General features: G+C 43.8%; 23 protein-coding genes. 5 read left to right on the top strand and 18 right to left on the bottom strand.

From position 1 onward, the window contains the following. Positions 1-4 precede the first annotated feature (4 nt). Positions 5-1,384, bottom strand: coding sequence for a histidine--tRNA ligase (gene hisS / locus GJQ68_RS11155; RefSeq protein WP_162417356.1), 1,380 nt, complete (start codon positions 1,382-1,384; stop codon positions 5-7). Positions 1,385-1,552: 168 nt separating this feature from the next. Here hisS and GJQ68_RS23190 point away from each other — a divergent pair, with 168 nt between their 5' ends. After that, a complete protein-coding gene (locus GJQ68_RS23190) occupies positions 1,553-1,699 on the top strand; it encodes a hypothetical protein (protein ID WP_163387195.1) in 147 nt (48 codons plus the stop codon). A gap of 37 nt (positions 1,700-1,736) precedes the next feature. Here GJQ68_RS23190 and GJQ68_RS11160 read toward each other — a convergent pair whose 3' ends face one another. Beyond that, positions 1,737-2,237, bottom strand: coding sequence for a metallophosphoesterase family protein (locus GJQ68_RS11160; protein ID WP_162417357.1), 501 nt, complete (start codon positions 2,235-2,237; stop codon positions 1,737-1,739). A gap of 201 nt (positions 2,238-2,438) precedes the next feature. Here GJQ68_RS11160 and GJQ68_RS11165 point away from each other — a divergent pair, with 201 nt between their 5' ends. Together GJQ68_RS11165 and GJQ68_RS11170 are read left to right on the top strand one after the other, a co-directional pair. After that, entirely contained in the window at positions 2,439-3,419 is a 981-nt protein-coding gene (locus GJQ68_RS11165) for a pyruvate dehydrogenase complex E1 component subunit beta (protein ID WP_162417358.1), read from the top strand. A 214-nt stretch (positions 3,420-3,633) separates the two neighbouring features. Next, a complete protein-coding gene (locus GJQ68_RS11170) occupies positions 3,634-4,167 on the top strand; it encodes a hypothetical protein (protein WP_162417359.1) in 534 nt (177 codons plus the stop codon). 120 nt (positions 4,168-4,287) lie between these two features. Here the strand turns inward: GJQ68_RS11170 and GJQ68_RS11175 are convergent, their stop codons facing one another. The 5 genes from GJQ68_RS11175 to GJQ68_RS11195 all read right to left on the bottom strand — a co-directional run bounded on the left by GJQ68_RS11175 (position 4,288) and on the right by GJQ68_RS11195 (position 7,305). Further along, positions 4,288-4,725 carry a hypothetical protein gene (locus tag GJQ68_RS11175; RefSeq protein ID WP_162417360.1) on the bottom strand — a complete coding sequence of 146 codons (438 nt, stop codon included), beginning with the start codon at positions 4,723-4,725 and terminating at the stop codon, positions 4,288-4,290. A 74-nt stretch (positions 4,726-4,799) separates the two neighbouring features. Beyond that, positions 4,800-5,006, bottom strand: a complete 207-nt coding sequence (locus GJQ68_RS23320) for a GDCCVxC domain-containing (seleno)protein (RefSeq protein ID WP_162417408.1) — start codon at positions 5,004-5,006, stop codon at positions 4,800-4,802. Positions 5,007-5,123: 117 nt separating this feature from the next. Continuing rightward, positions 5,124-5,993 carry a metallophosphoesterase gene (locus tag GJQ68_RS11185; RefSeq protein ID WP_162417361.1) on the bottom strand — a complete coding sequence of 290 codons (870 nt, stop codon included), beginning with the start codon at positions 5,991-5,993 and terminating at the stop codon, positions 5,124-5,126. Further along, positions 5,984-6,748, bottom strand: a complete 765-nt coding sequence (gene map, locus GJQ68_RS11190) for a type I methionyl aminopeptidase (protein WP_162417362.1) — start codon at positions 6,746-6,748, stop codon at positions 5,984-5,986. Before map ends, GJQ68_RS11185 begins: the two co-directional genes overlap by 10 nt. 125 nt (positions 6,749-6,873) lie before the next feature. Next, positions 6,874-7,305 (bottom strand): DUF1801 domain-containing protein, encoded by a 432-nt coding sequence (locus tag GJQ68_RS11195; RefSeq protein ID WP_162417363.1) that lies wholly within the window; start codon positions 7,303-7,305, stop codon positions 6,874-6,876. Between the two features lie 329 nt (positions 7,306-7,634). On the opposite strand from GJQ68_RS11195, the gene GJQ68_RS11200 reads away from it, so the two are divergent. Beyond that, on the top strand, positions 7,635-8,408 hold the full coding sequence (locus tag GJQ68_RS11200; protein WP_162417364.1) for an ion transporter: 774 nt from the start codon (positions 7,635-7,637) through the stop codon (positions 8,406-8,408). 242 nt (positions 8,409-8,650) lie between these two features. Here GJQ68_RS11200 and GJQ68_RS11205 read toward each other — a convergent pair whose 3' ends face one another. The 5 genes from GJQ68_RS11205 to GJQ68_RS11225 all read right to left on the bottom strand — a co-directional run bounded on the left by GJQ68_RS11205 (position 8,651) and on the right by GJQ68_RS11225 (position 17,848). Then, positions 8,651-10,207, bottom strand: a complete 1,557-nt coding sequence (locus GJQ68_RS11205) for a RagB/SusD family nutrient uptake outer membrane protein (protein WP_162417365.1) — start codon at positions 10,205-10,207, stop codon at positions 8,651-8,653. Positions 10,208-10,225: 18 nt separating this feature from the next. Further along, a complete protein-coding gene (locus tag GJQ68_RS11210; RefSeq protein ID WP_162417366.1) occupies positions 10,226-13,339 on the bottom strand; it encodes a SusC/RagA family TonB-linked outer membrane protein in 3,114 nt (1,037 codons plus the stop codon). Between the two features lie 932 nt (positions 13,340-14,271). Then, positions 14,272-15,225: an alpha/beta fold hydrolase gene (locus GJQ68_RS11215; protein WP_162417367.1), complete on the bottom strand. Its 954-nt coding sequence runs from the start codon at positions 15,223-15,225 to the stop codon at positions 14,272-14,274. A 20-nt stretch (positions 15,226-15,245) separates the two neighbouring features. Further along, positions 15,246-16,619, bottom strand: coding sequence for an FAD-binding oxidoreductase (locus GJQ68_RS11220; protein ID WP_202927918.1), 1,374 nt, complete (start codon positions 16,617-16,619; stop codon positions 15,246-15,248). Between the two features lie 356 nt (positions 16,620-16,975). Further along, entirely contained in the window at positions 16,976-17,848 is an 873-nt protein-coding gene (locus GJQ68_RS11225; protein WP_162417368.1) for a helix-turn-helix domain-containing protein, read from the bottom strand. A gap of 284 nt (positions 17,849-18,132) precedes the next feature. On the opposite strand from GJQ68_RS11225, the gene GJQ68_RS11230 reads away from it, so the two are divergent. Next, positions 18,133-18,663: a CIA30 family protein gene (locus GJQ68_RS11230; protein ID WP_202927919.1), complete on the top strand. Its 531-nt coding sequence runs from the start codon at positions 18,133-18,135 to the stop codon at positions 18,661-18,663. Between the two features lie 790 nt (positions 18,664-19,453). Here GJQ68_RS11230 and GJQ68_RS11235 read toward each other — a convergent pair. The 6 genes from GJQ68_RS11235 to GJQ68_RS11260 form a co-directional block, all read right to left on the bottom strand. Beyond that, on the bottom strand, positions 19,454-20,842 hold the full coding sequence (locus tag GJQ68_RS11235) for a BNR repeat-containing protein (protein ID WP_162417370.1): 1,389 nt from the start codon (positions 20,840-20,842) through the stop codon (positions 19,454-19,456). 304 nt (positions 20,843-21,146) lie between these two features. Further along, positions 21,147-22,451 (bottom strand): TolB family protein, encoded by a 1,305-nt coding sequence (locus GJQ68_RS11240; protein ID WP_162417371.1) that lies wholly within the window; start codon positions 22,449-22,451, stop codon positions 21,147-21,149. A gap of 232 nt (positions 22,452-22,683) precedes the next feature. Next, on the bottom strand, positions 22,684-23,451 hold the full coding sequence (locus GJQ68_RS11245; RefSeq protein ID WP_162417372.1) for a hypothetical protein: 768 nt from the start codon (positions 23,449-23,451) through the stop codon (positions 22,684-22,686). A gap of 128 nt (positions 23,452-23,579) precedes the next feature. Then, positions 23,580-24,140 carry a hypothetical protein gene (locus tag GJQ68_RS11250; RefSeq protein ID WP_162417373.1) on the bottom strand — a complete coding sequence of 187 codons (561 nt, stop codon included), beginning with the start codon at positions 24,138-24,140 and terminating at the stop codon, positions 23,580-23,582. 713 nt (positions 24,141-24,853) lie between these two features. Beyond that, positions 24,854-25,249: a type II toxin-antitoxin system tRNA(fMet)-specific endonuclease VapC gene (vapC, locus tag GJQ68_RS11255; RefSeq protein ID WP_162417374.1), complete on the bottom strand. Its 396-nt coding sequence runs from the start codon at positions 25,247-25,249 to the stop codon at positions 24,854-24,856. Then, entirely contained in the window at positions 25,249-25,491 is a 243-nt protein-coding gene (locus GJQ68_RS11260; RefSeq protein WP_162417375.1) for a hypothetical protein, read from the bottom strand. The genes vapC and GJQ68_RS11260 overlap by 1 nt, the downstream gene beginning before the upstream one ends. Positions 25,492-25,520 lie beyond the last annotated feature (29 nt).

Consider the following 25,520-nt stretch of genomic DNA (forward strand, 5'->3'; position numbering starts at 1 on the left):
GGTCCTACCTTTCTCCTTTTATTCTGGAGATCGCCTCTTCCAGGCTGAGGGTCTCTTGCTTGCCGGTTTTCATGTCCTTTAAGCTGAGCGTTCCTGTGGCCAGTTCTTCCGATCCCAAAACACCCACAAAAGGAATGTTTTTTTTGTCGGCGTGGTTGAATTGCTTCTTAATTTTGGCCAGGTCAGGATAGATTTCAGAAGCGATACCTGCCTTTCTAAAGGCAGCCAGGAACTTCACGCCCTGTTTTCTTTCGTCCTCCCCAAAATGAGTCAGGAGGAGTTGTGTACTATCCGGTTGCTGTTGCGGAAAAAGGTCTAACGCATCCAGCACGTCATACAGCCGGTCCACTCCAAAGGAAAACCCTACACCGGAAATATCCGGCAATCCGAATACGCCCGTAAGATTATCATAACGGCCACCTCCACTTACAGAACCGATTCCTACCCCCCCCACTTTTACTTCAAAAATCGCCCCGGTATAGTAAGAAAGGCCCCTTGCCAATACCGGATCCATCTTCAGATAGTTTTCGTCCTCACCCAACAGGGAAAGATACGAAAGTACCTCTTCCAGTTCATCCAATCCCTCTGTTCCCACGGCACTCGGTGCCAGATACTCCCTCAAAAAGACCAGCCACTCGCTGTTGCTACGTGCTGGCAGATCCAGAATGGGGGCCAAAGCGGTCAAAGCCCTTGCTGGAAAGCCTTTTTGTGAAAGCTCTTCCTCCACTTTTTCCCTGCCAATTTTATCCAACTTATCGATGGCAACGCATAATTCACTTTCCTTACCGGCTTCTCCTGCCACTTGTGCGATGCCACTTAGCACCTTGCGGTTATTTATATGTATGGTGTAATCGCTCAAGCCAAAAGCGGCAAATACCCGTTTGATCATGCTGATAATTTCCGCTTCGCAAATCAAGCTGTCCGTTCCTACCACATCGGCATCGCATTGGTAAAACTCCCTGTAACGGCCCCTTTGAGGCCTGTCTGCCCGCCATACCGGCTGCATTTGAAAACGCTTGAAAGGGAAACTGATCTCATTCTGGTGCATGACCACGTACCGGGCAAAGGGTACCGTCAGGTCGTATCGCAAACCCTTTTCCGCTACTAGCGGAAGCACTACGCCTTCTCCTTTATTAAATTCTGTTTCCGAGACCTTTTTCAAAAACTCCCCACTATTCAACACCTTAAACAAAAGCTGATCCCCCTCATCCCCGTATTTGCCGGTAAGGGTGCTTAGATTTTCCATGGCCGGGGTCTCTACCTGGTCGAATCCAAACAGACGGAAAGTATCTTTAATGGTATCCAAAATATAATTCCTCCGGGCCATTTCAGTTGGGCCAAAGTCCCTCATTCCCTTTGGTATGCTTGGTTTTTGTTTGCTCATGGGCTGGAATTTTCCGCAAAGTTATAAATAATACAGGATTGAAAGCCTTGAATCTCCTTATATTTAAGGATATCAACAAACTTCTTTGAGGAGAATGGGGTGTTTTTCAGGATATTTTTTTTACCTTTGCCCTTCGATTTTAGAAAACAACATAAATTATAAGATATCATGGCTGTTACTACTTTAAAAAGAAAGTTAAGGAGAAAAAGACAGGCGCAAAATGCCAGAACTTTGAAAATCAAACAATTGAATGCTAAGCCCGTCATCAAAAACGTGGACGTGGAGGAGATCAAAAAAGAATTCTCTAAAAAATAAAAACCTGAGATTAACCCGACGAATGTTGGGTTTTTTTTTACAATTTCCCCCTTTTTCCCAGTTCTACCACATTGAGATTTTTTATCTTCCCATCCAATTCGAAAGTCAATAGGGTTTTTACCTGATGAAACCCCTGATTGCCCAGCGCACCGGGATTCATATACAAACAACCCAGAGCCTTATCAAATACCACCTTACAAATGTGAGAGTGTCCACAAACAAACAGGTCAGGCTGTAACCTTTTTATTTTAGCTTTGACCCCTTTTGCATAGGCAGGAGGTTTCCCTCCGATATGGAGCATCAGTACCTTTACCCCGCCAGTTTCGAAAAACAGCTCTTCTTCAAGCTGCCTACTCAGCTCGTAATCGTCAATATTTCCATAGACAATCCGCTGAATGGGCCCGGGAGGAAGTTTGGTCAGTACTTCGGTATGGCCCACATCACCTGCATGCCAGATTTCATCCGCTTGCCGGAGTATCTCCAGCGCATTGTCCGGCAAATCGCCGTGGGTGTCACTAATTAGTGCTACTTTAATCATGCTACAAAGGTAGAAACTTAACGAGAAAGCCTCCAAACCCTTCTTGCCCGGGGATACTTAAAAATAACCTACGGAAAGACACATGGGCCGCAATGCCTGTAAAGGCAGATTCCAGGAATTAAACATCCTTAAACATAACCCATGCTTGGTAATTGTAAGATTCCTTTCTATTTTTACGACGATAGATAATTTTGTGAATAAATGAAAGAAATACAATTCAGAGACGCAATAAAGGAAGCCATGTCCGAAGAAATGAGACGCGACGAAACCGTGTTTCTTATGGGCGAAGAAGTAGCAGAATATAATGGTGCTTACAAAGCCAGCCAGGGAATGCTGGATGAATTTGGCCCGAAACGCGTCATCGATACGCCCATTTCGGAGCTTGGTTTTTCAGGATTAGGTGTGGGCGCGGCCATGAACGGGCTGAGACCCATTATAGAATTCATGACGTTTAACTTTTCCCTCGTGGCAATGGATCAATTGGTCAACTCCTCGGCAAAGATGAGAGCCATGTCCGGAGGTCAATATACGGTCCCAATCGTTTTTAGGGGTCCTACCGGAAATGCAGGACAGTTGGGAGCCACCCACTCTTCCAACTTTGAAAACTGGTTTGCCAACACACCCGGCCTAAAAGTAGTGGTCCCTTCCAATCCCCACGATGCCAAAGGCTTACTGAAAGCTTCGATTAGAGATGACAATCCAGTTATCTTTATGGAATCCGAAGTGATGTATGGCGATAAGGGAGAAGTTCCCGAAGGTGAGTATCTGCTTCCACTTGGAATCGCAGAAATCAAACGAAAAGGAGATGACGTAACCCTGGTGTCCTTCGGGAAAATGATGAAAATCGCTTTTGAAGCTGCGGACCAGCTAGCCAAAGACGGAATCATGGCAGAGGTTATTGACCTGCGTACCGTAAAGCCTATTGACTACAAAACGGTACTTGAGTCTGTCAAAAAGACGAACCGCTGCGTGATCGTCGAGGAAGCCAATCCGGTAGCCTCCATTTCTACCGATCTGGCCTTTACCATTCAGCGGCATGCCTTTGACTACCTGGATGCCCCGGTACTGCGAGTCAACTCCATGGATATCCCACTGAGTTACTCTCCTACCTATATTGAAGCTACCTTGCCCAATGTAAAGCGTACTATAGAAGCCGTCAAATCGGTTACTTACCAAAAATAATTCACCGTTCTTTTCTGAACCAGCAAAAGCAGCCCTTCCGGCTGCTTTTTTTGTATTATAGTGGATTTCTATATTGTTTTTTTAGGTTTTTTAGAATATTCCGGTACCCAGAAGCCGTTTCGGCACGCTTTGTCATGGTTTTTGTGCTGTTGTACCGGGGATTTAACGAAACCCCCAATAACTATAAATCAACAAATTACCATAAAACCAACAAATGATGCGTACAATAAATAAAATAGGAATTCTTGCATTGATCGTAATCGCGGTAGCTTGCTCCTCGGATAAAGAAGACCGCTATATCTTTGAAGCGGAACGGGTGGTGGATACCGAAACGGGAGACGAATACTACTTGAAAAGCCCGGACACCATGACCGTCGTGCATATAGACGGTGTGTCCGAACCTGTAACGGTTAGCAGTACCCCTTTTGCCGGAAGCGAAGAACTGGAAAAAATGATGGACCGGTACATGGAAACCCTGCAAAAACGGAAAGATTCCCTGCTGGAGCAGGAAAATGAACGGATTCGTCAGCAGCGGGAAGAAAGGTATGCCGAGTACAGTGACGACGAACTGATGGAACGATTTAATACCTTGCACGAAGAGGATGCTAATTTTGAGCAGGAGATGGATATTGTGGCCGAATTGGTCCGTCGGGAGGTAGTTTTAGAAATAGATGTGCCTGAAATTTTGGAAATTGATCCGGAAGATATTGATATGAATATCGATTATCAACCGGAAGAAGATAATTGATACAAATCCAAGCGCCCAAATGGGCGCTTTTTTTATCTTTATATTAGCGGATATAGCGGATTCTTAGCGTGCCTCGCGGTTACCAACTATTTTTATAATCGCAAAAAAGCATTCGACCCGTTAGGGAATGCGAAGCACCAAATCGGCATTCAGACCAGCAGCCAATTTCTGTGCCTGATCAATGGTTTTATCCCGATCTAAATAAACAAAGGAAAATAAGGCAAGAGATGCTGTTGAATAGAGCAACGTTTCGAATTCGATTACATTCCCTGATAGCGTTGGGCTTATTCCATTTGGTGTATTCGAAATCCTTTTGTGGGCTGAAATAACTTCTACTGTCAAAATAGCCGGGAGCGCTGTCCAATCACCAAATTTGAAACCGCAAATGGAATAATAGTCTTTGGTCCGCTTTCCTGAAAAATCAATAAGCGTTCCTCCGTATGAGGAAACGATTACGAGTCCAAGAAGTATTGCCCCACCTCCTACTGCGAAAACCCTTTCCAAAGGATTTTCTATGCTGAAAAAGACAGAACTAATCAGGACTACCAAACCCGCCATTATTAGCAGTGAGCCCAACAGATGGCGGCCAGAAATCAGATTTCGCCGTTTAAAATGAAAGGTATTCATCGTCATTAACAGCAATTTGCACCCGCCTGTATGGGAGGACACTTTATTGTCCCATAACTACAGTAGACACAACAGTCGCCTGGTTTTGGCTTTACTAATTCCCTACAGTTTTCGCATTCATAAAAAAAGTCACAGGCAGCTGTGGGCATGGTTTCTTCTTTCTGATGTCCGCAATTCGGGCAAGTGACAATTGATTGTAGAATGATTTTCATTTCTAACCAGCTAGTTTTCAAGATAATGGATTTTGGATTCAGCAAAGGTAAGCCATTTTTTACCGAGGCGCAGGACCTTAAATTTCATCATCCTAAACCTATTGGAATAAGGCCCATCTATTTAGACGGGGATACCCGTATCGAATCGCCATCTACCGATTTCAAGGTGACAAAGTGATTGGATAGGCTATCCGATGAAACCTGCCAAATCCGAAAGCCAAATGGTCTGTCGTCAAAATTCTTACTGGTGGTCTCCCCACTTACCAGTTGGATGTGTTCATAGGTATTCTTCGTCAACTTATGCGTATGCCCGGATAGATAAGCCACCACATTGTTTTCCATAAACAATTCCAATATTCTCTTTCGGGTCGGCATTGGCAGGTTATAATAGTGATCCTCCTCATCCGGACGTTCCGTGTACAAGGGGTAATGTCCTAAAACAAACACGGGGTTCTCCTTTTCGCCTAGATTATTAAGAGTTTCTTCAAACCAGGCATGGTGTATTTCCGACTCCTTTTCCACCTCGACTTTCCAAAGTTGTGTATTTGTCACCATAAATGAATGATCTTTATGGTCGAATTGGTAGTAATCAGCGCCAATCGTTTCCCGGTAATACTGAAGGGTAGTATCCGTTGGGATATTACCTACGTCATGATTCCCTGAAACCAGATGACTGGGGATGTTTAGGCCTTTCAGAATGGTTTTAAAATCGGTATAGGAACTATCGCTGGCATTGTGCACCAGGTCACCGCAAATTACTACAAAGTCTGTCTCCAATTCATTTATCTGCCTGACAGCCTGTTTGAACGTTTGGATATCGTGTTCATACCCTCCCATTCCAAGCTGCGTATCGCATAGTTGAACAAAAGAGAAAGGTTCCTGCTGCTTTTCGGCGCAGGAAAAGCTCCCCACAAGCAAGAAAAGTAGGGGTAGGTAGGTAAGAAATCGTAAAATCATTTTGCTTTTGTCAACCGTTTCTAATTCCATATACCGTTCATTTCTGTCAAAATAATTGGCTGTTGATCGGTAACCATGATGGTATGCTCGTGTTGTGCCATATATCCCCCTTTATTGCCTACCAACGTCCATCCGTCACGATGTACATTTGCATTGTTGGATGAGGTAGCAATAAAAGTTTCAATAGCAACCACTTCGTTTTTTTTGAACCTTCTCCGGTCAAATTTATTTTTGTAATTAAGCAACTCCACTGGCTCTTCATGAAGACTTCTTCCAATCCCGTGTCCTCCAAGGTTCTTAATTACCCTGAACCCCCTCTTCTTGGCTTCTTTTTCCATTAGGTCTCCAATATTCGCGATAGGAACGCCACCTTTGATCGCGGCAATGGCTTTCTTTAATATAATTTTAGAAGCATTCACCAAAGCCTGATGTTGATGGACATCCTCACCAAGAACAAATGAACCCCCATTATCAGCCCAAAAACCATTAAGTTCTGCGGATACATCAATATTTACCAAATCCCCCGGAGCTAAAATCTGCTTCGCCGAAGGGATTCCGTGGCAGAATTCATTATTAACACTGATACAGGTACAACCCGGAAAACCATACGTAAGTAATGGTGCTGAGCTGGCTCCAAAGTCTGACAATATTTTTGCTCCAAACGCATCCAATTCCTTCGTGGAAATACCTGGTTGGGCAAACTTCGTCATTTCCTTTAATGTGTAAGCAACAGCCTCGCTGGCTTTTTGCATCCCTATCCATTCAAATTCTTTGGTTATTGACATTCCTGGATATTTTATTAGACTTCAAATTTAATATTATTTGTTATAACATTCCGCTTTGAGCGTCTTGTTCTTCTTAGTGTTCGGGTTTCATCACTTTTGATGAACGGGGCGGACAATACCGTTTTTCATTGCATTGTCCCGTGCTTAGATTGAAGGAATTCTATGGTGGATTTGATCAACTTTTTTAGAATTTCCTGATTGATGTCCGAGAGCTTCTTGACATAAATGCAAGCCTTGCCCATTTTGAATTTCCCCAATTCTTTTAGCAATTCCTCCTGACCCTGGCAACCGGAATAAACATATAGGGAGATGGCAGCTTTTCGTGGTGAGAACCCTACCAGCATCCAATCACCTTCCTGCCGGCTTCTTTCGGACTTATAATGGTATTGCCCAAATCCAATGATTGAACTTCCCCACATTTTGGGTTCAAAGCCTGTAACATCTTGCATTAGTCTTAGAAGTTCAAAACTGTCCTTTTTCTTTTGTTCGGTAGCTGCAAAAGCATGAATAAATTCATGAACATCATCCTCATTTTGTTTTGTCTTTAATTCAGCCATTTTAATTGAATTTTATCTGTCCTTAGCGTCTGAAGGTTCCCGGATATAGCTCTTTTTGCGACTATCGATACCGGGTCGTCAGTGTTTTTTCACTTATTTACCACTACTCCCCCAACAATTCTTCTATCCGGATTATGTATTTAAATTAGTTAAAAAATGGAAATTTACCAATGATTGGTAGTCACTCGGTAAGGGGTAACTAAAAACGCTATCGGAAGATCTGCTGGAGATTGTTAAAATTCAACCATAAAGAATCCCGTAATGGCATGAGCTTAGCTGTTTAAAAATTTCCATAGTTAGCTCTTCCATTTATCAGACAACCCAATAGTATGAAAGCCGAAATTAAAAATGAACGGAATAGGTTACTCAAATCGGTAGAACGATTTCTTGATGGACCAATGATTTTTCTAGGATTCGTTTGGCTTGTCCTACTTGTCGTTGAGCTGGTCTGGGGAAGAAACACGTTTCTTGAGTATGTAAGTTTTAGCATTTGGGGAATATTTATTATTGATTTCCTGGTAAAGATTTCACTAGCCCCGGAAAAACGCTCCTTTCTAAAAAAAAATTGGCTTACTACGATCTCCTTGTTTATACCCGCATTACGTGTATTTCGGATATTTCGCTTTGTGCGACTGTTACGTGGTCTACGGGGGATACGGATTGTGCGAATTGTATCGTCGCTCAACAGAAGCTTGCGCAGCTTAGGCAAAACCATGCAACGCCGGGCCTTTGGTTATGTGATGATTACTACCCTTTTTGTAACCTTTGCAGGAGCGGCCGGCATGTATGCGCTGGAAAATCCGAACCCGGGCTTCTCCAGTTATTGGCTTGCGCTCTGGTGGACCGCGACGCAGGTGATCACAGCAGGTAACGAATTCAGTCCGATGACTACCGAAGGCCGCGGCTTGGGTTTTTTGATTTCCGTTTTCGGTTTTAGCATTTTTGGCTATTTTACTGCGACTATTGCCTCCTATTTCATCGGTCGTGATGCCGAGGAAAAAGATGCTCCGGTTGCCGGTTCGAGGGATATTGAAGAATTAAGAGCCGAAATCATTGCCCTTCGTAATGCCATAGAATACCAAAATAAACATGAAAAACGATAGCTGATTTTTGAGACGAAAAACCTACTATCAACTAATTACCCTCCTGCCAGACATTAGAATTACAAAGGGCATGGGCTAACGCCTATGGTGAGTTTAATTCGAATCGGTAAAATTGCACCGCCACATGCGTCCGGCACAGCCTGAAATGAAAACTCTCGGTGTAAAATCAAAAAAGCCACAAACGATCCATTTGTGGCTTTTTACTATGATTTTAACGCCTAATGCAATGTTTTTGAATGCCCTTAATAATTCGGGTTTTGTGTGATCGCATCGTTAATATCTATTTCGGCCTGAGGAATTGGCCATAAATAATCCCTTTCAGGTCTAAACGTTCGGTTGAGACCGCTGTTAATGGTATCCCACTCACCGCTATCTTCATTGAAGTAATAAAGGCCTTCAACAGAACCAATTTTGTCTTCTCCGATTTCCCATCGGTTCATGTCAAACAGCCTTAAGCCTTCAAAAGCCAGCTCTGCTGCCCTTTCATCCCTGATGATGGCTCTCAACTCCTCTTGGGATTTGCCCTGGGTAATGGGAGGCATTTCAACGGTTGGCCGTTGCCTAACGCTGTTAATCGCATCGTAAACAGAATCATCGATTTCATTTAATTCGATTTTTGATTCCGCATACATCAAGAGTACGTCCGCGTACCGGATTAGAATCATATTGATGGAACCGGTATTCGGGTTGCTTTCATCGGCCTCATAATCCACCCACTTCTTGAGGTTATACCCATGAACAGTGGAAAACTCAGTAGACCTTACCCGGTCAGCCGTTGGGCTATCTGGCAGGGAATTAAATGTACTCGTCCCGATAGGTTGTCCGGTATAGTAGGTAGTATAAGACCAGCGGGGATCCAGGTTTTCAAAAGGGTCATTGGGGTTTTGGGGTCCTTTGTACCCATACTTTAAAAACAAATTATGAATCGGTTCCACTACAGATCCCCCCCCAATAGAAGCTGCCGAAAATGAAAAGGCATTGTAGGTATCTCCACCCACAGTGTACTGCCTGTCAAAAATCACTTCCGAAGAATTCTGTCCTGCGTACTGAAACAATTCTTCATAATTCGGGTACAACTCGTAAATCCCTAAGTCCATCACCGCTTTAGAAGCATCCCGCGCGATTGCATACCTTTCGTTTCGGTAAGCTACCCTGGCTTTAAGTGCCATGGCAGCTCCCAGGGTAGCTCTCCCGATATCCTGATCATAGCTCAGAGGCAATTGCTCACCCTGAATGATTTGATCCAGTTCAGCAATTACAAAATCGACCACTTCTGACTTTGCCGTTCTACCGACTTGTGTGGTCACTTCCAGCGGTTCCAGTATCAAAGGCACATCCCCCCAAAGGCTACTTAATTGCGTGTAGAAGTAGGCGCGCAGAAATCGAGCCTCCGCTTCATACCTGGCCAGTAATTCCGCATTTCCCTGCTCAATGCGATCAATATTTGCCAGGACATTATTGGCACGCTGCACGCCCCGGAAATACCTGTCCCAGGTAGACCCAATGGCTGCATTGACCGGATCAAAGGATCCCATGGACACATCGTGAAGGGAACCTGGTCCAGAAGGAGCACGAAACCCAATGTCGGTAACACCATCCAGCTCCTTGACCATCAATTGCCCATCCAGCTCCACGTAGATTCCGTTAACGGCCAGTCTGGCATCCTTTTCCTGCTGCCAGTAAATAAGTTCGGAGACCTCCCCGGGAGGAAGCAAATCCAGCCCCTGGTCACAGCCAAACATACCGAAGGCCAAATAACCCAGCCCTATATATTTTATTGAATTTTTTAGTAAGTTCATTTCTTTTCGCTTTTTAGATTAAAATCCGACGGTTACGCCACCACTGAAAAGTCTGCTATGCGGGAAAAATTGACTCCTGCCCCTGGGGGTTTCCGGATCAAACAACTCTGTTTCCGTAAAGGTCAACATGTTTTCACCCGAAATGTACACCCGAAGATTGGCGACGAGATTTTGAGGAATGGTATATCCAAGCTGAAAATTTTTCAGTCGAAGGTAACTGGTGTTTTGCAACCAGAAATCGGACTCCATCAAATTGGCAGAATTACCCGATCTCACCATGGGCCAGGTACCGTTGGGATTTCTTTCCGGGTGAAAGGCCTCTCTGGCCATGGTCACCGGAATGAAATTCGTATAATTTGGTCCTTCCATCAATGCCCCGTCCAGCGAATGCTGCTGGCGTAGTACTCCCTGCCAAAACATGGAGAAATCAAAGCCCTTGTAAGAGGCACTAAACCGAACCCCAAACTCGTATCGGGGATCTTCATTCCCCATAATATACTGGTCACCTGCAGGATAGAGGGATTGGGAGATCACCCCATCTCCATTCAAGTCTTCGTAAATAATATCTCCGATCGTTACCGTTGGGAAAATCGTGGCGGGATAATTATCCAAATCCTCCTGGGTACGATAAATGCCCGGAGATTTCAGGCCCCTCAGGGAATTGATGGATTCACCCTCTGTCCAAACGGTGAATTTGTCAGGGAAAAAGGGGCCCGTTCCTTTCAGGTCTTCAATCTTATTAACTACGTCCGAAAAGTTTAACCCAATCGAATATTGAAACCCATTGTCCATGGTAGGGATGCTATTGTAGTTAATAGCCAGTTCCCAGCCCTTATTGGAAACGGCTGCCGCATTTTGTACCGGCGGACTGTATCCAATGGTCCTGGGTATGGGCAATTCGATCAGAATATCGTCGGTGTATTTGTAAAAATACTCTGCGATGACCTCGATCCGGTCATCCATAAAACCCATATCCAAGCCTACATTGCTCATGGTGGTTGTTTCCCAGGTAATATCGGGGTTACCGGCCCGGGTGATAGCGGTGCCTGGTACCAGGTTATTATTAAACTGGTAACCATTATTCAGATTGTAGGTGTTGAGGTACCTGTAGAGGCCAATCCGCTGATTACCTAGCTGTCCCCAGGATCCTCGTAACCTCAAATCGCTGAATAAACCCTGATCTCTCATGAAATTTTCTTCAGAAATCCGCCATCCCACAGAGAACGAAGGGAAAATCCCCCATCGATTACCTTCTCCAAACCGGGAAGATCCATCATACCTTACATTCGCCTGGAACATGTATCGGTCGTCATAGGTGTAGTTAGCCCTACCGAAGAAAGACCGTAGCCTCCACTCTTCGGAATAGCCTCCCGTTCGTTGGTTTTGGATGTCTCCGGCATTGATATCCCGGAGGTCATTGCTGAAAAAATTATCCCGGGAGGCGGAAATTTCTTTATACCGGTTGTAAATTTCCTCATACCCTGCCGTGCCCTGAATGCTATGCTTATCAAATGACTGGTCATAATTCAGGTACAATCGTTGACTAAGCTCTCTGCGGTTTTCCTGACTTTCGGTGAGCACTGAAGTGGCAAACCAGCCCCCCACATTTACCAATTCGCCGGTCACGTAATTTCGCATACCGGCAAGGCTATTCTGAAACACAAACCCATCGGTAGCCGTGGTATTGAGCGTTACGTTTCCTTCCAGCGAAAGGGCATCATTGATTGTATAGGCAAATCCCAACTGACCAAAAACATCATCACTGATCCGGCTGGTTTCTCCCTCTTTTGCCATGGCACGGGCATTCCACTGACCGGATACCAGATCATACGTCCCATCCGGGTATTCCATGACAATGTTTCTGTTAATGTGGAGTAGTGCCTGCGTGATTCGCTGCCCTGTAAAACCCGGGCCGCTGAAGCCACGATTCCGATACATCAGATTGGTCTTTATTGTCAGCTTGTCCGTAGCATACAAGTCGGAATTGATACGCATGGTGACCTGCTTATTATTAAAATTTTGGAGGATACCATCTGTATCGGCATAATTGATGGAAGCAAATACCCTACCCGTCTCACCACCGCTGGAAAGCGAAAGGGAGTGTCTTTGCTGGAAGGCATTTGGATTAAAAATACCTCCCTCATAGTCTGCAAATGGGAATTCCAGCGGATTGGTACCGGCAGCTACATTTTCAATATACTCTTCGCTGTAGGTGGGGTTCGCTCCTACATTGGCCTGTGCCTCGTTTTCTAACCTCATCCAGGTCACGGGATCTGTTGGCTCGGGAAAGAAATTCGGATTTTGCCAGCCTACAAAATTGTTGTAGTTAATGGAGACCCCACTCTCGGCCCCTCTTTTGGTAGTCACCAGAATCACGCCGTTGGCTGCTCTGGATCCATATATGGCAGAGGAGGCGGCATCTTTTAGAACCGTAATGGTTTCAATATTGGTGGGTTCCACCGTGCTGAGCGATTGCTCCACCCCGTCTACCAAAACCAGTGGGTTGGAGTTGTTTAGCGTACCCACACCCCTGATCCGAATGCTGGTGCTTTCATCTCCCGGCGCTCCGCCATTATTCTGAATGCTCAATCCGGGCGTAGTGCCCTGCAGGGCCGCTGCGGTATTTAACACCGGACGCCTGGCTAAATCCTCGCCTGCGACGGTACTCACGGCACCCGTGACATTGGCTCTCTTTTGGGTACCAAACCCGACTACCACTACCTCTTCCAGCGAAGAAGTGGACTCCACCAAGGTTACATTGATGATAGAACGATCACCGATGGCGACCCGCTGGCTCTCAAAACCAATAAAGGAAAATACAATTTCAGAACCCTCAGGTACGGTCAATGAATAGTTTCCATCCAAATCGGTGGCGGTACCGATGGTCGTTCCGGGCAAAGAAACCGTTGCCCCGGGAATGGGCTCTCCGTTAGGATCCGACACGGTACCGGTGATCGTAACATCGGCCATTTGCTGCCCTTCCAGACCGCTTCGTTCGGGAGAAACAAGCGTGCCGTTTAGTCCCTCAAAAACGGTATGGGCATGACTTTTAGGTAAAAAGGGGTAGAACAGCTGTAAAGCCATCAGCAATACAAGGCTTGAAACATACTCCCTGAGTAGTGGTTTTTTCATGATGTGGTAGAATTTAAGTTTGTTTAAAGTGAATACTTAAAAGGCAAATAGATTTTCGGGCATGGTTGGCCTGCCTTGTGGAAAAGGCCATCTATTTTACGACGCCTTTTTTACAGATGAGACTTTTTTACAGAGGCCTGCAATTTAAACTATTTGATTAATTATATTTGAACTGAGTTCCTTCAAATAGCATAAAAAATAATCTTTAACGATGTTTAAACTAAATCATACCTGCTTAAAAGAATATTTTTTATCTTATTAATATATTTTACATTCTTTTTCAATTAAATGATTTTTTAAATGTAAAGATTAAAATATTTATAGGACAAGACATAGATTTCCTCCTATTGCTGGAATATGAATGCCAGAATACTAAAATGATGAATTAATCTACTAATTCTGAGAAATAGCCGGTTTTAGGTATAATTGCTGCTTGACGAGATGGTAATTTTAAGGATAAAATTTAATAATAAAAAGAAAATGAAGCATAAAAAAATAAATTTCAAATACGATTTAAATGGGAAGAAGCGTTAAGGTTAGTTGGTTTTAAGGAATACAGGTTTGTGAATCAATTCCTATGCTTTAGGGCTGATGGCCTGATTACTAGTCTAAGTATTTACAATTTTGGATATCCCCGGATTCAATCCGCTCCATGGTCATAAAGCGCAACCGTTCGGAAATAATCTGGACCTGACAGGGGTTAACTCAACTTATCTTCTCCGATAAACGGCGCGAAATCGATGGTTTTTCCGATTGATCACTGAAATTAAAATGAATTTTTTTACCATCCAGTATTTTAAATTTTGTTATACTTATCATAACTATTAAATTTTGATCTAACGGTTCAATTTTATTTAGCGGCTCACGACTTCTGGCTTTTTGCCAATTTTCTAATAACTCATCTCTGTGTTATATAAGTGGGGTAATCCTTTTCATTTAGACTGCATTTTAAGATTTTGTAAATGTGCTACAACAATGTCGCCAAACACAGGTTCCTGAATTTTTAAATCGTGTGAAGCGTCTGGAATGAAAGCTCGATCAACGTCCTGGAAGCACCGCTCCAGGTGATCATGAATTAAACCAAACATTTCGGGACTGCTTTCTCCCTCCACTAACAGGACCGGCATTATCATTTGTCCCGCTTCATTGCACGTAAAAAACGGGGAAGAATCTTCATCTTTAGTATTAATACCATTCATTTCCCCCATCAATTCCCGTGCGTTTTCCAGCATAGAAATATGAGTGTCAGTCGGAAGATTTCCGTATGCGCCTTCTCCCAGAACACCGTTGATAAAGAGCCGAACTCCCTCTTCTATTTCGCCATTCTGAAAGGCATTGTGAGAGGGTGTTATTGCATTTTTCAAAAAGTTCTGAAGAACAGATTCACCATGAGATGTCGAGTTTAGTAAAGGCGTTACAGGCGGTTCACCCAGTGTCAAACTACGAACAAGTTCCGGATAATCCCGGGCTACCATCAGCGAAGTAAACGCTCCATACGAATGACCAACCAGATGGACTTTACCCAGATCTAATGACTGTATGAAAGCGGCAAGGTCTTCTGCATGAATGTTTACCGAAAAATCTGAAGCATCTTCGGGCCAGGGATTTGGATAGTGGTAACGCCGGCTATAGGAAATCACTTTGTAATTCTGCGATAAAGCTTGCATTTGACCAATCCATGATCTGTAATCTCCCAGGGTCCCGTGCACCAATACCATCGGTTCTCCTTCACCGCATTCTATGTAGTGAAGCGACGTATCGTTGATTTCTGCAGTGTAAATATCAGAAATGCAATCTGCTGACTGAGCTGCACCTTGCCCCAAATTGACTGTAATGATTATTAGTACAGTGAGAAGTGACTTTGCAATTCCTGTTTTTATGATCATATCCATATCCTTATTATGGGTCACCCCGGATTGATGTTCTGGTTGATGTGAAAAAAGTTATCCGGATCATATTTGACTTTAACTTTCTGAAGGCGTTCGTAATTATCTCCATATGATGCCTCAACACGATCCTGCCCTTCTTCCATCATAAAATTGACATAGGATCCGCCAAGCGTATGAGGGTGCACGGCTTCCCAGTAATTCCGGGCCCATTTTTTGATTTTTTCAGCATTTTCTGGATCGGGATCTACACCCACGATCACCATCGACCATTGTGCATCCCGTTTATTCCAGGCCGCTTCATCCTTTCCAACCTTGTGCACGGCACCGTCTACCGGGTATAGGTGCATGGTAGATAGAGGAGTAGGGACTTCGGCAAATTTCAGGTGTTCTTGAATGGCTTCATCAGTTAGTTCTTTGACAAAATCACCTTTCCAATACCACTGGTGACCGGTGGGATAGAAGCTATCGAACATGGATTGAAGGGCGGGATAAGGCATTTCTCCGGTAAATTCAAACAGCGGCTCAGCTACATCACGGGCCTGCTGCACATATCCTTCAAACTGGTCCTTCGGGCCGGTAAAGCTCCACAACAGGCCGCACACTTTTTCACCGTGAATCTCTTCCGGAAAAGGGTCAGCTGCAGCCACTTCGGCTATAAGATAAAAAGCATACAGATCATCCGGCATTTCAGGCAGCCAGTCGCGGTACCACTTCATGGTGGTTTCAAGCTGATCAATGGGCCAAAACATGGGTCCTGCAATTACATTTTTCACGGGATGAAGCCGGTATTCAAATGAAGTTACGACTCCAAAATTGCCGCCCCCACCGCGCAATGCCCAAAATAGATCTGCGTTTTCCTTTTCATTTGCGTGTACAATTTTTCCATTGGCAAGCACTACCTCAGCGCTGATGAGATTGTCAATGGTGAGGCCATATTTACGGGTGAGGTATCCGTGGCCGCCGCCAAGTGTCAGTCCTGCCACACCGGTCGTAGAATTGACCCCGCTCACCGTTGCCAGACCGAACTCATGCGTGGCGGCATCCACTTCTCCCCAGGTACAGCCGGGCTCCACTCGGACTGTTTTATTTTCGGCATTTACCCGGATGCTTTTCATAGGGGAAAGATCGATCACCAATCCCTCATCTACCAGTGCAAGGCCCGGGCCGCTGTGTCCCCCACCGCGAATGGATACTTCTATACCTTCTTCCCGGGCATAATTTACCGATGTAATTACATCATCCTTGTTTTTGCATTTCACCATGATTAAAGGATATTTGTCGATCATGCCATTGTAAATGGCACGTACCTCGTCGTAATTGTCATCCGTTGGAAGGATGATCTCTCCGTTTAGTTTTTCTTCCAACCGGTTGATGGATATTGTAGATTTCATAGTTATACTGGTTTGATATTGTTTGTAAATTATTTATTGGACGCTGACAAGTCTACCTTTGAATGATCAAGGAAAGCCTGTTCTTCGAAACTTTCATTTGGAATGAAACTCCCTGGATTATGGATCAACCATTCTGAATAGTAGGAATGTATCTATCACCTACCACTCTATATAATAGCAATCACTAGTTGATATTATCCACGTTGATCTTGGGCAGGAACTCCCAATGATTGGTTACCTTTTCAATCTGTAATTTAATAAATCAATGATATACAGGCTTTTCTCAGAAGATCAAAATCTTTGCTTAGCCGTCCACGCTCTCCGATTTCGAGGCTTTTCCGAAAAGTTCAGAATCTTTACTTATTGGGCCCTTGCTTCTGAAACGCTGAAGGAGAGATATTGAATTTTTTCTTGAAAACCCTGCTGAAATGGGATATATTTTCAAATCCGCATTCATAGACTACCTGGCCAATTGTTTTATCGGTGGTCTCCAAAAAAGCTTTTGCTCTTTGAAGGCGACGATTTGTAAGCCATTTTCCAGGGGTGGTTTGGTAGTGCTTTTTAAAGTCTCGCTTAAATGTGGACAAACTTCTGTTGGAAAGGTTGGCAAAATCCTGCATTTTTAAATCGTACCAATAGTTCCCTTCCATCACTTCCCAAATTGGAGTTTGATAGCGATCTACAATTTTCAGGATATAGGCGAGGATATGTTTGTTCTTTGGGTTGGAGAAAATATTAAAAAGTAATTCTTTGAACTTATTTTCAAGAACACTCTCCGGTATGGGTTTATTATTCCCAAAGTAGGGGAGGAAGCTGGCATAACAACTCCTGATCTGATCGTCTATCTCAAATGTTTCGATTATTTCCTTACCTGGTTCAGGTAAATCAGTCAGGGATAAATAGGATCTGAACTCCTCAAATATAAACCGGAGGTATTTATCTTTTACATAGAATACCAATGTATCCCATCCACTATAATCGGCAGGTAGTTCCTGTAAAAAAGCACATCTTTTTACCAATTCACCTTTTCCAGTGCTGTGTTCCCATATTTGATCACCATGTTTTTGAATCCGTTTCCCGCTTAATGTAAAAAGGATCTGGATATGCTTGGAGTAGAGCTGAATTATCTCATCTCGCTGGGGGCATGTGTAATATAAAACCAGCGTGTCTTTTACAGAAAACTGCGGAAAAAGTTTCGGATTCGATAATTGTAATTCATAGAGATCCATATCCTGGCGGGTGGGTAAGAAATGATTTTAAAGCATTCGTAAAAGCAAGATTTAGCTATGATTCTTTATTAGTTATGATTTTTTATTAAAACGATTAAAATTAATATAAGAAAAAAGGCCATAAATTCAAAGGTAATTGATACCGGTCATAACAGAATTCCCTTTTCCTTCATTTTTTTTGAAATTTTCTCTCCGAGTTTTATGCCCCGCTGTTGCCGGATTTGCATGGATTCCTGCCTAATGATCTTGATTTACTGGAATATACCTTAACTTTGAAAGAAAAAATGTGGCAACTTGTATTAATGGCAATGATGGTGAGCAAATTACTTTTATTTGATTTCAGTGCTTCCGATGACTGGTCGGCTTGGGAAATAGAGAACGATGGGGTGATGGGGGGTAATTCCAGTAGTAAGCTTGAAAGAAGCCCTGAGGGTAATGCTATTTTTAAAGGAACGGTCTCTCTGGAAAACAACGGTGGCTTTGCCTCCCTGCAATATCATTTTTCCACAAAAACCATTAAAGGCTATAAAAAAGCGCTTATTTTATTGAAGGGGGATGGAAAGGCCTATCAATTTAGGATGAAATCCAGTTTAAAAGACAAAGCTTCGTATATATACACTTTCCAAACCACCGGGGACTGGGAAACGGTGGAGATTACCTTGAATGAAATGGAACCGGTATTTCGTGGGGAAAAACTGGATTTGCCCAACTTTTCTGCCGATACCATCCAGGAAATACGATTTTTGATAGGAAATAAAAAGGCAGAGGATTTTCGGTTGGAAATAAAAAAGATCGAGCTGGACCAAAATCAATAAATGAATAGAGGTAGGAGGAAGGACCTTTCACGAAATTATTTTTCCTTCATTGCTTTCGCACTAATCAACTTCCTCCTCAAATGCAACGAACTAAAATTGTATCTATTAAATGATACTGGAACGTTCGCAATAACTTTCAAACCTCCTAATCTATGGTGACAAGTAAGTCTAAAACTGGTGTAAAAATATCGTGCAACCCATTGGTTAACAGCTGATGGCACTGATTTTTCTACGGCCGGGGTACTCCCTAAGCCCTGACAGGGACCTCCGAACCCCAGTTGTGGACTTCTGACCTGCTCGCTTTCACTTCTTACCTGCAAGGTCTAACCAGAAACTGACACGCGTCGACCAAAAACTGACAGGCTTGAATATAATTAATTCAACGTTCCGATTCGGAACTCGGATTTTGATCCTAAAAAGTGCCCTTTTTCACCAAAAACGGACTGCTTTTCGTTACAACAAAATTCCGGACTGCCATTTTTACCGGATTTTTTTCATTTTTCAAAAAAAAGGGTACTTCTGAGGTCCACTCATGGAGTTCAGAACTCGGCCTGTCAGTTTTTTATCTGCAACGCTTCGATTCGGAGGCTAATCATTGACAGTCTTTGGCAGCCTGTTGCACCTTTTAGGTCGAACGTTTTATCTAAATGGTGCGGGCGTGAATCCATTTTATTCACGCGTGCATGTCGGAGGCGTATCGTTGCATTTTCGGATCGAAGTGCCGGGGTTCCGAGGCCGGATGCTTGGGTTCAGAAGTCCTCCGGGGTACCTGGCAAGTACCCCTCCGGCTTTACTCGCTTTGCTTTAGTTTGTATAGATACAGCTGACTGGGTGCTGGCCAGGGTTTTTCCCGGGGGCGGTCGCGGTTCCGGTTCAGCGTTTCCCATTTCAATACATACCGAACACCCTTTTCCGGAGCCTGCCCGATATCCCCACCGGTTCGCACTTCCAGCCCGGGGAAAGTGCCTGCTACCTCCAGTTGCTCGTCAAAGGGTGTGGGTTTCAATACCTTCCCTACATTTTCAAAATTATCGTTCAACAGGATCGTACCATGACCGTGCTTGATATGCCAGTATCCCAATTCATAATACCCATCAGCCCGCTTCTTAAAGTCCTTGATGCGTACTTCACTGTTAATGCTGCCGTTCCCGGAAAATTCCCAGCGGTAATCCCAGTCAGTAATCTGCCGGTAATTCCAGCCATTGGCTTTCAATTGAGCCGTGTAAAACTGCAGGTTGCCTTCGGAGCCGTACTTGTGATAGGCGAAAACGGGCAGATTGTTTTCATCCAGCAGCATCCGGGCGGCCAGGTTTATGATCCCTCCTTTCACTGGAATGGGATCCACAATCAGGGACTTGTTGTCAAGGGTGGCAGGCATGGCGATCTGTTCTCCGAAAGCATTGTACCAATTTTTCAAGTCCGGACTTTTCATATAGGAAAGGTCATGATTGGTGGAGCAATCGGGGGTGTCGCGCCAAACCCAGTAGACATGGTACCAGCCGTCCTTCAGCAGGGTGGGCTGGCTCTGGTAGGCGTTCATATCGCCCTGCCCGTCCGTCAGCGGGGTGTCCAGCAGGCGGGTCCATTCTTTAGCGGCGCAGTTGTAAATGTTGTAGATCTCGTTACCATTTCCACTGCCTCCATCCCGGTAATGAAAAAGCAGCTCGCCCTCTTTGGTGTTCATAAAATGCGGGTAGGTGGCCCTTTTTTCATTTTCGCCCACCATTTCCATGTGCTGCTTCAGGGTGGAAATATCGTTTGGCTTAGTGCTGCGGAAATAGGTGATGGGATGGACGTGCATGTTTCCCGACAGGTGGATGAATCCTTCCTTGTCGATGCCGAGGGTCACCGAATTATGACTATCCCAGCCCAGTACGGTACTGGTACCCCCATGCGTTTCCCGGGAAGTGGCTGGCATTACGTGCAGGTCAAATTCCGGATCGCTAAGGTTTCGCTGGCCCACGACCATGTTGCGGTTGGCATTGTAATAGGCGATATACTGTCTGTCCTTATGGGTAAGCAGGGAAAAGCCTACCGGATGCCCTGCCCAAACGGAATCGATGGGAATGGTCTCGACGATCGCTTCGGTCTTGTGGGTATCGTCGATAACAAGGGAACTTTGGCCAAAACAAGGCAGTGAAATCAGGATAAGAAAGAGGAAGATAGGTATTGGGTTCATATTGCAGGCGTTTTGATCCTGAATATGCCGCCTTATTTTCACTTTTCAAAACGGTCATCCGGTGGCCGGTAAATTTCATTGGCGACTAAGCATCGAATGGGGATTAATGCAATGGGATAAGTAGGAATAAAATATATCGCCTATCCCACACCCATTTTTTCCAGGCAGGGGATGTGGGGGAACCATTGATATCACCTGCTATGTGAAAATTGGATGAACGGCGTTGAAAGGCCATTCATCCAATCATTCCATCCTACTGATAGCGGAGGGATTATGTACGGCTATCGTTGTCTGCTTGCCGGTCTTAAGGTTCCCAGATAAACTGCAAAAATCCGTTATACCTATTCGTGCTCAGCCGCTGCAAGTCGCCTCCACTGGCATCGATGCTCCAAATACCAAACTGGGTACTTTCTCCGGCAGGATGGCCATGAAAAGCGATTCGGGTTCCATCGGCATAGTAAATGGGTCTGCCACTCCCCTCCGGTTCTGCAAAAATCAGGGAAGGCGCAGCGCCCCCGTCACGACTGATCCTGTAAATTCCATTAGTATGCGTATCGGAACTGCCACTTTGTTTGTGCCAATTGAAAATCAAGTGTTCGGAATCCGGAGACCAGTCATATCCAGCCAGGTCGTTTGATTCAATAGGGACAAGAAACCGGGGGGCTCCCCCCTCAACGGGCATGACAGCTAGATGGGTGATGCTACCTGCATAGGTTCCGTTGGGATTAAATGTGGATTCGGAATGTTCAAATGCGATCCAATTTCCATCTGGTGAGACCCTGGGTTCACTGGAAAAGACCCTGAATTCAGAAATAAACGCCTTCTCCCCGGTTTCGATATCCACCCGGACCAATTCCCTTGCGCGCGGATCCTGCGTTTGCTCGGGGTAACTGATCCGTTCGGAAAAATACACGTATTGGCCAGTTGGGCCGAAAGTGGGGCGCTCGAGTTGAGGTCCTTCTGCCAGAAGCGTACTTCCGGATCCATCGCAGGCTTCCAGCCATATCGTGTAATTTCGCAGGTCTGAAAAATCTTGTCGGAGAAACCACTGCCCGTTCGGTGAGATGTCCATAAGCCAATTCTCCGGAGAAAGCTGTAGTGTTTTTACGTTACCGGATTCCATGCCGATGCCTGCCATGGCCGGATTACCCCAGTCATTGTTTCGATAAAAAATGGTTAATTCACTGTAGCAGCCCACTGCTTCGGTAATTTGGAAGGATAACAGATCTTCTCCCAGCAAACGTCCGGTGGCTTCATTCAAGACCTTTACCCGTAGGGACTCATTTCCCAGGTCATCGCCCCGCACCGTCACCGAGGGTGCGGAAGTCTGGGTTTGGTGGCCCGTTTCTTGATTTTCCACGATCAATGTGCCCCTGCCGGCTGCCAGGGACCATTCGTAAAGAAGAGAGGGGTTGCCGTCCAGACCGGTAATTTCGACTTCAAACCCTGCGGTGGCATTGAGAGACAGGCTTCCGTCCGGTTCGACTGTAGGAGAAGAGAGCGTCACCTCGCCCTGAGGTTTAGGGTCTATGTCTTCGGTATCACAGCTAACACTAATCAGGCTGGCAAGCACCAGGCCTTTCCATTTCCATTGTAATTTTGTAGCCATTTTTATCATCATTTCAGCGAATTAGAACAACTTTACTTAGTCATCGAAAAGCGCGTAAAATGTCATCAGGAAAGGGCGCGTAAGGAGAAAAAAGTTTGGTTAGGCAACCGTGAGTGTTGCGGATCAGTATGGTATAGGCATTAGTAGTCTCGAATAAATATCCAACATCATTCCATGAAGCTTGTTTTGGAGTCTTGCCCAAACAATTGCCATTCACCACTATCAGGCTTAATCATTTATAGTTTATTTGAACAGGGTTATATTCTTGCGAACCAACTGTCTGGATATATCCAATCGGATATCCTTCATTGTTATACGTGAAGTTGTATCTTCCTCTGTTAATAATTAAATCCCCGACATCTTCAAATTCCTCTATTACATTATTTTTTGAAACAATGGTTTCCTCCCCGCTCATTACCCTGTAAATAAAGCCTATATCTTGGTTAGAAAAATTCCTTTTATCATCATAAGTCATCGTTCTACTGCTCGTCAGATAAGTGTATTCACCATCAATTAAATAAAAATCCATCTGAGTAATATTGCCATTGATCCACTCGAATACGGTTTCTGTTGCTTTATGATCGACACCCTCATAAGAATACTTGATAGACTTAATCATTCCATCTTCATAGCTAAATAACCCAACTCTGATTTCTGTGATATCACCATTTTGCTTCGTCGTCGCCTTTTCTTCTTTTCTTAAACCATTCTCTCCATAAGATAACTCAATAATCTGTTCCAAGCCTTGATCTCTTTTTATTTCAACTCTCGATAATTGGTGGCCTGAATATTGAAACTGAGTAGTGGTTTCAATCCGTTCACCAAAAAGTCTGTTGAATTTTACCAGGTAGCCATTTTCATATTCGAACAAATCTTTATAAAATGTAGGATCACTTATCTCCTTCACAAAAAGTGTATTTGAAGGAATTTCTTCATTTTCACAACTAAAAAGTACTGCTGAGAATAGTACCAAAATGGTGTATCTTACGTTGATTTTCATCGTTCCTTTTAAAATTATACCTATTTATTCTTTTTTTGCTTGTTGTCAACAGTTTGAATAAGACTCAGAGCGGCTTCGTCCTTGGTGTTGCAAAGAAACGAAAAGCTTCTCCGTCTATCAGAGCAGGGTTAGTGCCGACTTGCGTTTATTTGTTGTGGCGTTTTTAATTTTTCATTTCTTTCATGTCGATCAATATAGTATTCTCTACTGTAGGTTCCTGGTGAAGCATGATCACCAACCTCAAAGTCGAAGTTCACATATTTCACCTTTTCTAATTCGGTCAAGGTGAATGTGGCCGTAGAAAGATAATCGTCTGCCCCTGCTGATCCCATTTGTTGAGTCAGTATTTCGCTATTATGGATTTTTAGAAACACCGTATCGTTCGAAATTCCTTTAAGTTCAAGTCGGACTGTATCACCTCCTTTTGTTGAATTGATTAGGTCGACCAGTACCTGTGGTTGAAGCGTATCGGAGTCAACTTTTCTGTTTTGTTGTAGAAGACTTTTGTTATGATCGTAAATCCAAATTGGTGACCTGTCTGGAGAAAAGGTGAAACCCAGACGATCCGGAATCTCTATGTTTGTGGTTTCTGAATTCTGTGGTTCATTTGATTCAGTTTCTGAATTTCCGCAAGCAGTCGCTAGGCTCACTAAAATGAAAATGAAAAATGTTTTTGATAGTCTGGTCAATTTTATTGGTTTTAAATGCAACATCACTAGTGGCTAACCGCAGCCATTGCAGTTAGTTACCTTTTATGGACCTATGCGAAAACTCCCTAAATATAGATAAAATCCCATTGAGGCCAACTTCTGTTTTCATTTACCATGCCCTTTCGGTATAGGGAGGTGCTCTTTTTTTCGCATACGGCATATGGCAAGCAGCACGACCGTGAAATCCGGCAGGCGAGAAAGCAAACCTTATCAATAAAACCTGCATCAATTTAACAGGCTTCAGGGAGGGTAAGAAGCAGTCTCGCCAAAAACCCGAGTGGTTACTAGCCTGCAGCGCTTGTCCCAGAAAGGCGCCTCCTCCTACCATTTGGCCCCTTGTACCATCCAATCAATACTTTATGAATGTTATCTGTCTGGAAGAAGTAGGTCCGATCCACAAAAAATGGTCTCATAACTAAATTTTAATTGAATAAAAATCAATGCCACAAGGGAAGACAGTATAAAGGTCAGGGCATGGATCCGGTGGGCAATTCCAGAGCTGCTTTCTTTACTGGCCAATCTATATTCTATTTTTTTTACCGGAGTCCACCTGCTGGCTCCAATCTAATGTTGGGGTTTGGCCTTTGATGGTGGCAACCTATCCGTCTACCGTTTAGTTCCGTATGGCTGCCGTGATTGAACAACAAGTAGATGCCTAATAACCTGTTTGCATTGATCTCGGCGGTAATTTACTATTTCGTCCAGTTTTCAATTTTTATATTTTGGAGACGATCAAAATGCTTTTCATTATTAGTCACTAATACCATATTATTTTCAATCGCTGTTGCACCAATAAATAGGTCCAGGTCATCTACGATATTTCCCTTTTTTTTGAGTCTTGCTTTTTCCTTGGCGTAAATATCAAGCGCTCCATAAATTGGCAGCTGTTTAAAGCTGTCAATCAATTCGTTAATTACTGGTCTATTCTTGTCTGGATTGGTACTTTTTTCAACCCCGTATTTTAATTCTGCAACAGTAATTTCGGAAATAAAAAAATTTTCGAATCCCAATCTTTCTATTTTATCAACGAGGCCATATCTACCTTTAAGAAAATAGATACAGATATTGGTGTCTAGCAAATAATCCATTACAAATCCTCGACCTGCCTGTTAGTATGCCTACTTGCTCTAATCTCTTCTATGATTTCTTCAGCACTTTCTTCAGATTCCCATGCACCAAATAACTTCTTCCAGGAATCATCCTTCACCTCTTTTTTTGCCCCTTTTAGAGAATTAGTGATCTTGCTTATTATTTCGAGCTTTACATCTGCACTCAAATTCTTAACCATCCGAAATATATTTTCCGCTTTATCTAGCTTATTACTTTCCATATTAAATCCAATTTAAGTCCATCAAATTA

Origin of the sequence: Cyclobacterium roseum, from assembly GCF_010119225.1 — a bacterium.
In the GTDB taxonomy this organism is placed as follows: Bacteria; Bacteroidota; Bacteroidia; order Cytophagales; family Cyclobacteriaceae; genus Cyclobacterium; species Cyclobacterium roseum.